We start from the raw sequence: 15,179 nt of genomic DNA on the forward strand, positions 1-15,179 counted from the left end.
GGTGGGCGCTACCCACCCTATGCCCTAAATTCAGAAATTCTCAATTTGTCGCACTACAGTCAAAGCTGAGTAGCTGACACCCGCCGTACCTTCCCCTGGATGCGTTGAATCTCCCACCAACCACAGGCGATTTACTGGTGTCCGATTGGCGAAACCAAAGGGGCCAAAAGTTGGCACTCTTTGACCGATACCGCCGACAAACCCTTGTTCGCGTGCTGTGTAACGTGCAAATGTCCGGGGTGTCGCGGCTTCTGTGTGGATGATGGTTTCTGGTGTCAGGTGGAAATATTGCCCCAGACGCGCGATCGCTTCTTCTGCATACTTGCGCTTAAGTTCGTCGTAACGATCGCCTTGCCACCAAGGTCTAGGATCGACAAACGAAGAAGCAATAATCGTCCCTTTACCCTCCGGTGCGCGACCATCACCAGGATGGCTAACTGAGACAAATAGCGAGTTATTTTCCCCAATTGGGCCATCGTAGTCGTAGAGAAACTGCAAGTGAGGCGGACACTCTGGGGGAATTGCACTTTGGTCAACTCCCAAATACACTACAAACGCACCAGACGGCGATCGCAATTTTTCTACCCGATGTTTATAACCTTTGGGTGCTTTTTCCCCTAACAGTTGCACCAAGTTTTGCACTGTTACGTTCGCCACAACATGATCCGCTGATTCAGTCCAAACTTCGTCAGTTTTCTGGTTGCGGATGCGGACGCTGCTAGCTTTGCCGTTTTCTACTTCAATATGTTCGACCGTGTGGCGCATCAAAAGCTTACCGCCATATCGTTCTAAAGCTTCGACTAGGCGATCGCTCAATACTTGCATACTACCCTGCAAGTGATATAATCCTTGCGGTTCTTGGGATACGCTCAAAGCCGTCGCCGCATACAGAAGGGCTGTTTCCTCCGCATCCACCTGAGAATAAAGCTTTAGTTGCAAATCGAGAAACGTTCTCAGACGGCGATCGCCATCCAGTCCGTACCCGCGCAATGCATCGCCCACCGTTAAAAAAGTGTAGGGCAAAGTAATTGTAGTACTAGGACGAACAGCCTTAGTTAATTGCCACAAATCCCACCAATTGCGCGGCGGTAGTACTGGATCGCGAGATTGAAACTCCCAGCTTGCCTTAAATAAAGTAGCAAATAAGTCCCAAAAAGGTTCGCTACCAGGAAACTGTCGCTGACGTTCCGCCTTCCACTTCTCGCGATCGCGCCAGACGTTTATTGGTTCTGTTTCACCAGGGAGATATACAGCACAAGCAGGATCGCAAGGTATCGCGCCTGGTACTTCAATCTCTAGCTCATCAAAAATCCGCTTGTGAATCCCGCCCGGTTCTAATCCTGCAACCTGAGTAGCGCCCACATCAAAAGTAAATCCCTTGCGTTTGAAAGTGGAGGCGCATCCCCCAGGTACGAGAGCTTGATCCAAGACTAACACCCGGTAGCCGCGACGAGCGAGAAGTGCCCCCGCCGTCAGTCCACCAATCCCAGCACCGATGACGACTACATGATTGCTTGGCATGAAAGGAGACGCAAGGTTCTTTTTTAATAAACTTAATATTACTTTACAATAAACGCCCGCCCCTGCCCACTATTTTTGGCATAAAATTATCTACCCTTCCAGCCTTGATGAATTGGTTAACTAACGAATTCTGGGGGGGTTTACTGTAAAGCTAGATTATGAGAAATGGGAATTTGAATCCAGAACTCCGTTCCTTCCCCTGGTTCTGAGTAACACTTCAATTGTCCTTTGTGTTTCTCGACCACGATTTGATAGCTGATAGATAACCCCAAACCCGTCCCTTTACCAACAGGTTTGGTAGTAAAGAAGGGGTCAAACAGCCGCGCTTTCACCTCTGCGGGAATACCTGTGCCATTATCCCTAATCCGAATAACTGCGTAAGAGCCTTTACGGGTTGATAAAACTTCGGTACGAATCTTAATAGAAGGTGTTGGATGTTGTTGACCTGGCTGGCGAGAATTTATATGCAAATTCTCTATAGTACTGATTGCTAACTGCTGATAGGTGTAGTCTTCCACAGCATCAATTGCATTAGCAAGTATATTCATAAACACCTGGTTTAGCTGTCCAGGGTAACACTCGACTTTGGGTAAGTTGCCGTATTCTTTACTCAACTCAATTCCCTTTCTTCCCGCCTTTGCTTCCAGTCGATTTTGCAAAATTAGCAACGTGCTATCTAAACCGTCGTGAATATCGACTGGTTTCATTTCTGCTTCATCAAGGCGCGAGAAGTTACGCAAACTAAGAACAATCTGACGAATGCGGTCTACGCCTACCTTCATCGAAGATAATATTTTAGCTAGATCTTGCTCTAAGAAATCGAGGTCTATAGACTCTATTTCTGCTTGAATTTCAGGTACTGGCAGGGGATAGTATTGCTGGTATAAATGTAATAAATTAAGCAGTTCTTGGGTGTATTGATCCGCATGAGCTACATTCCCGTAAATGAAGCTGACTGGGTTATTAATTTCGTGAGCAACGCCAGCAACCAATTGCCCCAAGCTAGACATTTTTTCGCTTTGAACAAGCTGAGATTGAGTATTTTGTAGTTTTTGCATTGCTTTATTCAGCTCGGTTGCTTGTTCTCGCAGAGACGCGATTAATCTCGTCCCTTCAGCTTCCGATTTACGCAAAGCCTCCATAACTTGCTTGCGTTGGGTAATGTCTTCTGAAATGCCTAATATATAGCGCGGTCTTCCTGATTCGTCGAGAATCGGGATTTTTTTAGTGTGTAGTATTTTTGCGCCTCTATGCTTGGTCTGTATTGGTTCTTCGGCAATTTCTAGAAGTTTTTTATTTTCTAACACTTCGCGATCGCGGCTTGTGAAGAAATTAGCCTGTTCTGGGGGAAAAAAGTTATAATCGTTCATCCCCAGTACCTCTTCTGGGGTATAGCCAGTCAGCTCTTCGCTGGCTTTGTTCCAGAACACAAATCGCAGTTCCGCCGCTTCTTTTATGAAAATGCTTACTGGCAGATTTTCCACTACCGAGTTAAGGAATTGTTGGGTGCGGCGCGTTTCTTCTTCGGCTTGTTTGCGTTCCTTAATTTCAGTTTCTAATTTTTTATTTGTCTGTAATAATTCATTTGTGCGTTCTTGCACCATCGCTTCCAGATTTGTTTTTACCTTTGCCAACTCGAAATTTGCCTGAGCTAATTTGTCTTGCGTATCGGCAAGTAAAAGCGGGCCTTCTACGATTAGCGAGTAGTAACGCCACAGCGCCAGTAAGATTCCACCTGCTAGAGCGATCGCTAGGTCAATTGCTACATGAATTGCCAATATTGAGGAGCTATCGTGTCCGCCAAAAGCTATTATTACGATGTGCGCTGAATGTCTAAGGGCACAGATGAAGAAAACTGCTAGGGTTGCGAGTAATAGAGGATTGCCAGTTAGATGCTGTCTTTGTAAGAGACCTCTAAAGATTAAGAAAGCAATTGGATAATAACAAGCGGCTATTAAAGTATTTGTACTTAAAGAAAGTACACTCAGCATGAGTAAAACTCACTCCTATTCTGGTAAAGTCTAGTCTTATCTACATGGCTGGCTAGAGTATCTGTCTTTAGGTAGATAAGCAATTAAAATATCTGTTTTTACTTAAAAATAAGGTTTGAGTTAAGACTTGTAAATATTTTTTATAAAAAATTGCAATATAGAGATGTTTTAATACAAAAAAACTCTGTATAAAAAGAAATATTTAATTAAAAATGACTGCTGGTTATTTTAATATCGGTTAAAGTTGATTAATTATTTACAGGCGCGAGTAAACCTATAGTTATAAAATTTGCGATCGCTATGTAGATTGTAAAAAAGCAAAACTTTGGCTAAGTAGCAGTCAATTACATAATTTAGCTTTAATACAAAATAAGATTCACAAGGGAACATTGGGGACAAGCAAAATAAAAAATGAGCGATCGCAGCATAGCCTCGCAGCAACTAAAGCACGCGATCTCTCCCGCCTAGCCGACTGGGACTTGAGTTCAGACTGGGTAAGATAAGAGGAGAAATAGCTGTTCCGTAAACACCTCATGACTTCAACCCTCTTAAAATCGCCTCCACTCAACGCCCCCACACTCCACAAGTTACCCAACGGTCTAACGATTGTCGCAGAGCAAATGCCCGTTGAAGCCGTGAACCTCAGCGTGTGGGCTAACGTTGGTTCAGCTATTGAGCCAGACGACATCAACGGTATGGCTCACTTTCTAGAACACATGGTCTTTAAGGGGACAGCGAAGCTGCAAAGTGGAGAGTTTGAGCGTGCGATTGAGGAGCGGGGCGCGGTAACAAATGCCGCCACCAGCCAAGACTACACGCAATACTACATCACCACTGCACCTAAAGATTTTGCCCATCTTGCACCGCTGCAACTAGATGTGGTGTTCAATCCCAGCATTCCAGATGAGGCATTTGAACGGGAGCGGTTGGTAGTTTTAGAAGAAATTCGCCGCGCCGACGATAATCCCCGCCGCCGCACTTTTCAGCGGTCGATGGAGGTAGCGTTTGAAAAGCTGCCCTACCGTCGCCCAGTACTTGGCCCAGCATCGGTGATTGAGGGGCTAAAGCCGCAACAAATGCGCGATTTCCACGCCAGCAGATATCAACCAAAATCGATAACAGCGGTAGCAGTGGGGAATTTGCCAGTTGATGAATTAATTGGCATTGTTGCAGATGCATTTACCCGTCAGCATAGAGCCGCAGAACCCCCCGTTACTCAAGAAAGGTTACAAGAGGATCGACCTGAACCTGCATTTAGAGAAATTGTGCGGCGGGAGTACGTTGACCCAAGCTTACAGCAAGCGCGGCTGATGATGTGTTGGCGAGTGCCTGGAATGAAACAGGTAGAACAGACTTACGCGCTGGACGTGTTAGCTGTGATTTTGGGCAATGGGCGGCTGTCGCGGCTATTTCGCGATTTGCGCGAAAACAGGCATCTGGTTACGCATATTGGGGCTAGCAATATGACACAGCAGCTTCAGGGGTTATTTTATATTGGGGCGCAGTTGCCAGCAGAGAATGTGGAAGAAGTAGAAGCTGCGATCGCACAACACATCCGCGCTTTCCAGACCGAACCTGTGGCGGAAGCAGATATTGCTCGCGTGCGGACATTAGTGGCGAATCGGTTTATTTTTGGGAACGAGACACCAAGCGATCGCGCCAATTTGTACGGCTACTATCAGTCGATGATGGGCGATTTAGCCCCAGCACTGAACTATCCAAGCCAGATTCAAGCGCTAAATGCGGTGGATCTCCAGACCGCTGCCCAAAAGTATCTATCCCCCGATGCTTACGGTGTTGTTGTTGTCAAACCAGGCCAAGCGTAGAGTTTTTTATCCCATGTGGACAGAAATTGATGCTCATATTACCCAGATGACTGGGAAGAAGTTTCACAGCGAACAACGCCAGTCGGTGAGTGGCGGCTGTATCAATCAAGGCTATAAAGTCGCTAGCGGTGACTGCGCCTACTTCGTCAAAGTCAACCAAGCTTCTATGGTTGAGATGTTTGAAGCTGAGGCGTTGGGGTTGCAGCAAATGCTGGAAACTAAAACCATCCGCGTCCCACAACCTATTTGCTGGGGTAGGGCGTCAAGTTCTGCCTATGTGGTTTTGGAATGGCTTGAGTTAGGGCGTGGTGATACTAAATCTTGGGAGGAACTGGGGCGGAAGTTAGCAGCGATGCATAAATCTACCCCTAACCCCCCTTTTTTAAAGGGGGGAACTAAGGCGGTATTTGGCTGGGATAGGAACAACACGATTGGTTCTACGCCGCAAATCAACACTTGGACTGAAGAGTGGGCGGAGTTTTGGGCAAAACACCGACTGGGTTATCAATTCCAACTGGCGCTGCGTCGCGGCGGAAATTTTCCCGCTAAGGAACGGTTATTGGCGGCGATTCCCGAACTATTGGCGGATTATCACCCTCTACCATCCCTCGTTCACGGCGATTTGTGGGGGGGAAATGCAGGTTTTACGACAAGGGGGGAACCAACGATCTTCGATCCGGCGGCGCATTATGGCGATCGCGAGGTCGATATCGCCATGACTGAACTCTTTGGCGGTTTCCCGCCAGCGTTTTATAGCGGATATAACAATGTCTTCCCGTTAGATTCAGGCTACGAACGACGAAAAACGCTTTATAACCTCTATCACATTCTCAATCACTTCAATTTGTTCGGCGGCGGCTACGCTTCGCAAGCAAATCGGATGATTCAGCAGATTTTAGGATAAAAGACTTTTGGGAAAAATCCTGAATCTGTAGCGCAGGAAGTTTCTTGCGTATCAAATGCTGGCGGGTTCGCCGATATGTTGGGGGGCAAGTTCAGGATTGGATGTTGCTGTGCTGCTTTCACTAAGCTTAGCCGCAGCTTTGGCTTTGGCGGCTAGAAACAGCGATATCGTCTTGGGTAGAGTGATGCAGATGACAGCGTTGAATAGGGTTATCAACAGGCAATCGAACAAGCTCATATTATGGCCTCCAGATGAGAAATTTTTTAATAAATTATAAAAGTTGTTATTTATGAGTATGAACCCAGAAACCTGGAATGGCACAATTACACAGGTTTGAATTACTTGTAGCTTAGATAAGCTTTCCTGAAGTATCGTCAGATGGGGGATGCGAGTAGCGCTAGAAGCAGGTAGATTGGGCGATCGCTTTTAGGGAGTTGAACCGCCGCAAGTGCAGAGAAAGTAACGGAAGTTGTAGCTCCGCATCGCCCTATTCACGTAGGAGGGCGATAGTTGTTATAAATAAACTGAAATTACAGAATTTTTTTTATAAAAGCTGTTGCTAATTTGAAGCGATCGCGCCCTTTTAGAAAAAACGCGATCGCTCTCTTTTTAACCTTCCTGACCTAACAGTTTTTTCCGCGCTCTTTCAGCACGCGCATCTGCTGACGACATCACTTCGTCCATCTTCTCTACCATTTCACCGGGGAAGTTTTCCAGAACTCTGGTAGAAAGAGAAATGCGTCCTTGGCCTTCATCAACGTTAATAACCATCGCCTTAATAATCTGCCCAACTTGAAACAGTTTTTGCAGATCTGCGATGTATGTTTGGCTTACTTGTTTAACGTGAAGCAAACCCGTAATTCCCTCTAAATCCACAAACACGCCGAAGGGTTTCATACCAGTAATTTTGCCCTCGACTAGCTGCGCTAACTCCAACTGGCTAATCGCAGCAGAACGGCTTGCCATCCGCTGGGAAAGCACCAATTTACCGCGCTCTTGGTCGAGTTCCAAAAAGCCTGCCATCAGGTTTTGACCGATGAGGGATTCGATGTTTTCACGCTCGGATAGATGCGATCGCGGTATAAATCCGCGCATCCCCTCTACATCGACCGTAACACCTCCCTTATTCACCCCAGTCACCCGCACTTGCACGTTTTGGCCCGCTTCTTTTCTCTCGTTTAGATTATCCCAAGCGTGCTTTACTTCCAACTGCTTTAGAGAAACTGTCACCTGACCATCTTCATTTTGCTCCCGAATTATTAGGAACTCTCGTTCTTCCTGCAACGGCATTATAGAAGCTAAATCCGTTACCCGTCTCAATGATGCTTCTTCGACGGGGACAAAAGCCAGCGACTTACCGCCGATATCTACATACGCGCCATCGCTTTCATAGCTGTGTACCTTCCCTCGCACTACCTGGCCTTTTTGAAACTCATAGTTGTGTTGTTCGAGGGCTTTGGCAAAATCGTCCATCGAAAAGGACGCTTTGGCTTGTTGAGAACGGGTCGATTTGGAATCCATGACAAGTTATTAATTTCACAAAATACTACTTACCAGCTGAAATTAGCTGGTAAGGAAAAATTATGCGGCTTGCAGTTGCTGCTCAAATAGCTCTTTTACCTGCTTCCAGGCATCAGATGCCGCCGTTTCATTGTAGCTAGCGCGACGGTCGCAAAAGAAGCCGTGTTCGGCTTGATAGCGAAAAATGCGATGGGGAACCTGATGTTTCTTTAGTTCGGCTTCAATTTGGTCTACCTGTTCTAGGGGTATGCTTTGATCTTCTGTGCCAAATAAAGCGTATAGCGTACCCTTTATATCTGCCGTGCGCGTGACTGTAGGTTCGCCGCCCCCGAAAGTACGGGTGGCAACGCCAGCGCCGTAGAATGAGGCTGTGGCTTTAATATCGGGTAGGGTGGCGGCAAGGTAGGCAACATGACCGCCGAAGCAGAAGCCAATGCAACCAAAAACAGGTTTCGCGTAATGCAGGGTTTTGAGGTAGTCTATTGTTGCTTGGATATCTCCCAACAACTGTTCCGACGTAGTTTGCATCGCGTAATTTCTGCCAATTTCGATGTCTTCTGGGGTGTAGCCTGTTTCAAAACCGGGGGCTTGGCGTTGAAAGAGTGCTGGCGCGATCGCTACATACCCTTCTTTGGCAATCCGTTCCGTTACATCTCGGATGTGGACGTTGACCCCAAATATTTCCTGCAAGACAACAACGCTTGGGAAAGGCCCTTCTCCCACTGGTGCAGCTAGGTAAGCCGCGATTTGCAAATCGCCATTGCCTACAACCACGTTTTCTGTACGAATCTCCTGTGCCACAATCGCTTTTTCCCTTAATAATCACCTTTTCGACCCAGATGGTGCTAGTATCTAGTCGTTATCTGCATCGAATTACTCTTTTATATACTTTTTTAGGTACTTCACTCCAATACTGTATTGGATTTTACCGTCATCTTTATTTTAACCGGACATAATCCTTAACCCTTCAGAAGATAAATATTAAAATACCATCGTCAAGTAAGTGAAAGTTATATTAATTAATGCAGCGCCTAAAAGGTAAAAAATAGTATTTTTGAGTAGAAACATTTATAAAGCAGCATAATTATAAAATATTACCAAAAGAATTAAAGCGTTATAAAGAGACACGAACTTAAGCAAATCAGGGATAAAGTTTAAGTGAATACAGAAAATGTGGTGGTTAAGGTGAACTGAGGATTTGGACAATGAGAAAAATTAGAAGAAAGAAAATAAAAAAACAAAAGCAATTTATAAAGCGTATGCGAATAGCATTTATCGCTTTGATTGCTATGTGCGCGATTTTAGTTAGTAATATTATTACGTCAGAGATCAGCCATGCAAACCGGGGAATGGTGGTGTCGGCAACCGTAACCCATAAAGAAAATGCTGTTAACTCGGATGGATTAACAGCCGAGGCGGGCATAGAAGAGCAAGGTGAAGCATTAAAGCTCGCGATCGCCCAACTCAAACCAAAATTTGAAGTGCCCGAAGCGTTTCAAGGGAAAGTCATACGCGAGGCTAAAACGAATACTGAAGATAAATTTATAGCCCTGACATTTGATGATGGCCCTTGGCCAAGAACGACATCAAAAGTACTAGAAATCCTCAAGGAAAACGATATGAAGGCGACGTTTTTCTTGATTGGCAAGCACTTAAAAGATAACCCGGAAATAGCTCGCGAAATTGTTGCAGATGGCCACGCAATTGGCAATCATACTTGGAGTCACCAATACCATAAATTCTCTCCAGCAGAGGCAGCGAAAGAAATTGACGACACAGAAGCACTAATATATGAGACAACAGGAGTAAAAACTTCATATTTCCGTCCTCCCGGTGGTATGTTGAAAAATGGATTAGCAGCTTATGCAGAACAGAACAGTTACGCCGTGATGATGTGGTCGGTTGATTCGGCGGATAGCCGAGGTAATGGCGTACCAGTAGCAACCTTAGCCAAGAACGTGTTAGAAAACGCTCGACCAGGCGGGGTTGTATTGTTGCATGATGGTGGAGGCGATCGCTCGACGACGGTTCAAGCTTTGCCGCAGATAATTGAAGGACTAAGACAGCAAGGCTATAAATTTGTTACAGTGCCGCAACTGCTAGGGATGCAAACAGAAGCACCACCATCGCAACCAGTAATGCCGCCTGAAGAACACGCAGATAAAGATACGCAAACGCTACCATCGCAGTAGCTTACCAAATGCTGTAAGGATGGGTTATACCTACTAGATGGCAAGACAGTAAATGAGCCATAACTAAAGTAGAACCCAGCTATTGGCGCATATAGCAGAATTACTCTTGTAACCGCCTTTCTGGCGGCGTGGAAGCCCTAAAATGGTTCAATTTCATATCCAGCCAGACAGTGAAATCCCAGCATCAAAACAGCTGTTTGACCAAATACAGTTTGCGATCGCTTCCCGGCAATTTCCCCCCGGACACCGCTTGCCTAGCACGCGGCAATTGGCTATGATCACCGGGTTGCACCGCAACACCATCAGCAAGGTGTACCGACAGCTAGAAGAAACCGGACTGGTAGAATCGCTAGCTGGATCTGGCATTTACGTCAGAGCTTTGGGTCACGAGAGCAATACAAAATTGCGATCGCCAATACTAGAACAATATCCCCAAGCGTACAAACTCGTGCAGCAAAGCCTCGACAATTTGCTTAACGAGGGTTGTTCGCTCAACCAAGCTAGGGAAATATTCCTCGCAGAGATTGACTGGCGCTTGCGTTGCAGTGCGCGGGTGCTTGTAACTGTTCCAGCGCGAGATATTGGTGCTGGCGAATTGATGGTGCAGGAACTGGAAAAATCTTTGCTGATTCCCGTCCAGTTAGTACCGCTAGAAGAACTGAGTCACGTTTTAGAGCAAACTCATTCTGGGACGGTTGTTACCAGTCGCTATTTTATCGGAGATGCAGAGGCGATCGCTGCACCCAAATCCGTCCGCGTCATCCCCGTTGACATCTACGACTACGAAAAAGAAATCCAAGAGGTTACACGCCTCCCCAAAGATAGTTGCCTTGGCATTATTAGTCTCAGTGCTGGCATCTTGGGAGTGGCAGAAATTATCGTTCACAGCCTGCGCGGGGATGATTTGCTGGTAATGACGGCACAGCTCAAAGATACTTACAAGGTAAATGCCATCATTCGCAGCGCTCACACTATTATCAGCGATCAGGCAAGTTACGCAGCCCTTAAAAAAATAGTTTCAGACTCTAGGGAAGATATTATTCGTCCCCCCCACATTATCCGCAGCGAGAACTATATCGGCAGCAAGTCAACCAATCTCCTTAAACGGGAATTAGGTTTGGGTTAATCAATTTTGAATTTTAGATTTGCGATTTGTGCTAATAAATGGACGGGAGACAACAAGATTTTGGATAATTATAGTTTCAGGCGGATTTAATGTTACGCGCACTATAGAGATTGCGATCGCTACGGGGAATAGGGTAATCGCGGCGAGAAGGGAGTTTTTTAGGCGTTGCATAAAACACAGATGAATGGGTGGCTGGATCTGATAAGTCGTATCTCTAGCCATCCTTGGGTTATGCAACTTTGTTTTTATCTGCGTGGCTGTTGGGGGGTTAGATACTGAAGTTAGAGTATTCTGGCGAGATTAATCGGTTATCCACAGCTTTAACCTGACAGCCGCTTTATGATCGAAATGATGAAGAAATATTTCGAGCTGCTGGGACATGAAACGCATCGTTTTAATTGCTGGGTTTGAATCCTTCAACGCTGAACTCTACCGGAAAGCGGCTATTGAGGCGATCGCGCGGTGTCCGGATTTGGATATTCGGGTGTTTAGCGATCGCGAGATCTCGACAGAACCCGATAAAGTAGAAGCCGCACTCCAAGGCGCAGAAGTATTTTTTGGCAGTCTGCTGTTTGATTACGACCAAGTGATGTGGTTGCGCGATCGCGTTCAAAATATCCCCATTCGCCTGGTATTTGAGTCAGCGCTTGAATTGATGAGTTTAACCAAAATCGGTGCATTTTCCATCGGCGACAAGCCCAAAGGAATGCCCAAACCAGTTAAATTCATCCTCGATAAATTCAGCAACGGACGAGAAGAAGACAAACTCGCTGGTTACATCAGCTTTTTGAAAATAGGGCCAAAGTTATTAAAATTTGTGCCCGTACAAAAGGTGCAAGACCTACGCAACTGGCTGATTATCTACGGTTACTGGAACGCAGGCGGATCAGATAACGTTGCCTCCTTATTTTGGACGCTGGCAGATAAATATTTAGGTTTAAAAGTGGGAGACATTCCCGCACCTGTTGAAACCCCAAACATGGGGTTATTGCATCCCGACTATCAAGGTTATTTTGAATCCCCTCGACAATACTTGGAATGGTATCAAAAACAAGTAGGTCGGGCAACGCCCACCGCAATCCAAAATCCAGTAGTCGGTATTTTGCTTTATCGCAAGCACGTCATCACAAAACAGCCTTACATTCCCCAACTAATTCGCCACTTTGAAAAAGCAGGGTTAATCCCATTACCCATTTTTATTAACGGTGTAGAAGGTCATGTTGCAGTAAGAGATTGGATGACAACAGCTTACGAAACTGCCCAAAGACAAGTTGGTAATATTGAAACTCCCTCCCTTTCCAGTGAAGCAGTTGAAGTGAATGCAATTGTTTCTACCATCGGTTTCCCTCTCGTAGGTGGCCCCGCTGGTTCGATGGAAGCAGGGCGGCAAGTAGAAGTTGCTAAACGCATTCTTACTGCCAAGAATGTACCTTATATTGTCTCAGCACCGTTGCTAATTCAAGACATACATTCTTGGACGCGCCAAGGAGTTGGAGGATTGCAAAGTGTGGTTTTGTATGCTTTGCCAGAATTAGATGGGGCAATAGATCCTATTCCCCTTGGAGGTTTGGTAGGAGAGGATATCTATATAATTCCCGAACGAGTTAAGCGATTAACTGGGAGATTAAAAACCTGGATTTCTCTGCGACAAACGCCACCATCGGAGAGGAAAATTGCGATTATTTTATATGGGTTTCCGCCTGGGTATGGTGCAACGGGTACGGCGGCTTTGTTAAATGTACCGCGATCGCTCCTCAAATTCCTCCACGCACTGAAAGACCAAGGCTACAACATTGGCAATTTACCAAAAGATGGTGAAGAACTAATTCGCATGGTAAAAGAAGCAGATGAAGAAACTCTTATTCCCCTATCTTTTGATGGCATAGCTTCTAAGGGTGAGGGTGGAACAGTCAATGTTAAAACCCTAGAAAAATGGTTGGGATATCTACTAACTACCCGGATCGAAAAACAGTGGAAATCTCTCACCTCCACTGGCATCAAAACTTATGGCGATGACTTCCAGATCGGCGGAATCCAGTTAGGCAATGTTTGGATTGGCGTCCAACCACCTTTGGGAATTTCCGGCGATCCAATGCGGTTAATGTTCGAGCGAGATTTGACACCTCACCCTCAGTATGCTGCTTTTTATAAATGGCTGCAAAACGATTTTCAAGCTGATGCAGTCGTTCACTTTGGGATGCACGGAACCGTCGAATGGTTGCCCGGATCTCCATTGGGAAATACCGGGTATTCTTGGTCAGATATTCTGTTAGGAGATTTGCCCAATTTATACATATATGCCGCTAACAATCCATCAGAATCAATGTTGGCAAAGCGTCGCGGCTATGGCGTGCTAATTTCCCACAATGTACCGCCTTATGGTCGTGCTGGATTGTATAAAGAATTGGTAACGCTGCGGGAATTAATTGCAGAATATCGCGAAGATCCTCAGAAGAATTATGCTCTCAAAGAGGGTATCTGCAAGAAAATTGTAGATACTGGAATAGATACAGATTGTCCGTTTGAGAATGCGAAGCGATTGGGAATTGCTTTTACTCCTGAAAATGCCAGATTGTTTAGTGCAGATGCCTTCAATCATTATTTGGTGAAACTGTACGAATATCTGCAAGTTGTAGAAAATCGCCTGTTCTCATCCGGCTTGCATACATTGGGCGATAATCCAACTCCACAGGAAATGGATTCTTACCTCCAGGCTTATTTTGGAGATAGCGGACAAAATGGCAGTACAGAAGGCGAACAGATTCGTGATTTGTTGATGCAAACTAGCGATGAATTAACTAATCTGTTGCGCGGACTAAATGGCGAATATATCCCCCCAGCACCAGGCGGAGATTTGTTGCGAGATGGCCCTGGCGTGTTGCCTACTGGTCGCAATATTCATGCTTTAGATCCCTATCGGATGCCCTCACCTGCTGCTTACGAACGCGGTAGAGAAGTTGCTCAGAAAATTATCGCCCAGCACGTTAAAGAAAATGGCAAGTATCCCGAAACTGTGGCGGTGATGTTGTGGGGATTGGATGCTATCAAAACTAAGGGTGAATCTATCGGTATTTTACTGGAATTAGTAGGAGCAGAACCATTTAAAGAAGGTACTGGTAGAATTGTCCGCTACGAGTTGAAACCGTTGGCAGAAGTTGGTCATCCCCGTATTGATGTGCTGGGGAATTTGTCGGGAATTTTCCGCGATAGTTTTGTCAATATTATCGAATTGCTGGACGATCTTTTTCAACGCGCTGCTGATGCTGATGAACCAGAAGATAAGAATTTTATCCGCAAACACGCTTTGGCATTAAAGGCGCAGGGTGTGGAGAATGTGGCGGCGCGATTGTTTTCTAATCCTGCTGGCGATTTTGGTTCGTTGGTTAACGATCGCGTTGTGGATGGTAATTGGGAATCGGGGGAAGAGTTGGGGAATACTTGGGCTAGCCGCAATGTTTTTAGTTACGGGAGAAAGGACAAAGGACAAGCTAGGCAAGAAGTGTTTAACCAGTTATTGGGAGGGTGCGATCGCATTGTCCAAGAAATTGATTCTGTTGAATATGGTCTCACCGATATTCAAGAATATTACGCCAATACGGGCGGCTTGAAAAAGGCAGCAGAAAAACAAAGCGGCAAAAAAGTTAACGCCAGTTTTGTCGAAAGTTTCTCGAAAGATACAACACCGCGCAACTTAGAAGATTTGCTTCGTCTAGAGTATCGAACCAAGTTGCTTAACCCCAAATGGGCTGAAGCGATGGCGAATCAAGGTAGCGGTGGCGCTTATGAAATATCGCAACGAATGACAGCGTTAATTGGCTGGGGTGGTACGGCTGATTTTACCGATGATTGGGTTTATGACCAAGCCGCTGATACCTATGCTTTTGATGAAGAGATGGCGAATAAGTTGCGAGATTCTAATCCTGAAGCTTTCCGCAATATTGTCGGCAGAATGTTAGAAGCAAATGGGCGTGGTTTCTGGCAAACGGATAATGAGAAGTTAGAGAAGTTGCGCCAATTGTATGAGTTATCCGATGCAGAAATTGAAGGAGTTACGGTTTAGAAACCTAGATCTCTGTAATTATTCCACCCTACAACTCC

At 45.6% G+C, this 15,179-nt stretch carries 11 protein-coding genes; 5 read left to right on the top strand and 6 right to left on the bottom strand.

Going from position 1 to position 15,179, the window contains the following annotated elements; translation table 11 throughout:
• Positions 1 to 30: 30 nt before the first annotated feature.
• Both crtD and H6F77_RS14970 read right to left on the bottom strand, forming a co-directional pair.
• A complete protein-coding gene (crtD, locus tag H6F77_RS14965; RefSeq protein WP_190489486.1) occupies positions 31 to 1,521 on the bottom strand; it encodes a C-3',4' desaturase CrtD in 1,491 nt (496 codons plus the stop codon).
• Between the two features lie 140 nt (positions 1,522 to 1,661).
• Complete coding sequence (locus tag H6F77_RS14970; RefSeq protein WP_190489487.1) at positions 1,662 to 3,512, bottom strand: PAS domain-containing sensor histidine kinase; 1,851 nt, start codon at positions 3,510 to 3,512, stop codon at positions 1,662 to 1,664.
• A 533-nt stretch (positions 3,513 to 4,045) separates the two neighbouring features.
• Here H6F77_RS14970 and H6F77_RS14975 point away from each other — a divergent pair.
• Positions 4,046 to 5,338, top strand: a complete 1,293-nt coding sequence (locus H6F77_RS14975; protein WP_190489488.1) for a M16 family metallopeptidase — start codon at positions 4,046 to 4,048, stop codon at positions 5,336 to 5,338.
• Between the two features lie 13 nt (positions 5,339 to 5,351).
• The gene (locus H6F77_RS14980) at positions 5,352 to 6,242 is read left to right on the top strand and encodes a fructosamine kinase family protein (protein ID WP_190489489.1); all 891 of its coding nucleotides are present in this window, start codon (positions 5,352 to 5,354) and stop codon (positions 6,240 to 6,242) included.
• 51 nt (positions 6,243 to 6,293) lie between these two features.
• Here H6F77_RS14980 and H6F77_RS14985 read toward each other — a convergent pair whose 3' ends face one another.
• The 3 genes from H6F77_RS14985 to H6F77_RS14995 form a co-directional block, all read right to left on the bottom strand.
• Positions 6,294 to 6,479, bottom strand: a complete 186-nt coding sequence (locus tag H6F77_RS14985) for a hypothetical protein (protein WP_190489490.1) — start codon at positions 6,477 to 6,479, stop codon at positions 6,294 to 6,296.
• Positions 6,480 to 6,851: 372 nt separating this feature from the next.
• Positions 6,852 to 7,763, bottom strand: a complete 912-nt coding sequence (locus H6F77_RS14990) for a S1 RNA-binding domain-containing protein (RefSeq protein WP_190489491.1) — start codon at positions 7,761 to 7,763, stop codon at positions 6,852 to 6,854.
• Positions 7,764 to 7,823: 60 nt separating this feature from the next.
• Positions 7,824 to 8,567 carry a dienelactone hydrolase family protein gene (locus H6F77_RS14995; RefSeq protein WP_190489584.1) on the bottom strand — a complete coding sequence of 248 codons (744 nt, stop codon included), beginning with the start codon at positions 8,565 to 8,567 and terminating at the stop codon, positions 7,824 to 7,826.
• A 455-nt stretch (positions 8,568 to 9,022) separates the two neighbouring features.
• On the opposite strand from H6F77_RS14995, the gene H6F77_RS15000 reads away from it, so the two are divergent.
• The gene (locus H6F77_RS15000) at positions 9,023 to 9,955 is read left to right on the top strand and encodes a polysaccharide deacetylase family protein (protein WP_242022171.1); all 933 of its coding nucleotides are present in this window, start codon (positions 9,023 to 9,025) and stop codon (positions 9,953 to 9,955) included.
• Positions 9,956 to 10,097: 142 nt separating this feature from the next.
• On the top strand, positions 10,098 to 11,081 hold the full coding sequence (gene plmA / locus H6F77_RS15005) for a transcriptional regulator PlmA (protein WP_190489493.1): 984 nt from the start codon (positions 10,098 to 10,100) through the stop codon (positions 11,079 to 11,081).
• Here the strand turns inward: plmA and H6F77_RS15010 are convergent, their stop codons facing one another.
• Positions 11,082 to 11,252, bottom strand: a complete 171-nt coding sequence (locus H6F77_RS15010) for a hypothetical protein (RefSeq protein WP_190489494.1) — start codon at positions 11,250 to 11,252, stop codon at positions 11,082 to 11,084. It lies immediately after the preceding gene.
• 208 nt (positions 11,253 to 11,460) lie between these two features.
• Between H6F77_RS15010 and bchH the strand changes: the two genes are divergently transcribed.
• Positions 11,461 to 15,141, top strand: a complete 3,681-nt coding sequence (gene bchH / locus H6F77_RS15015; protein ID WP_190489495.1) for a magnesium chelatase subunit H — start codon at positions 11,461 to 11,463, stop codon at positions 15,139 to 15,141.
• Positions 15,142 to 15,179: the final 38 nt, after the last annotated feature.

It is taken from the genome of Microcoleus sp. FACHB-831 (assembly GCF_014695585.1).
Classification (GTDB): Bacteria; Cyanobacteriota; Cyanobacteriia; order Cyanobacteriales; family FACHB-T130; genus FACHB-831.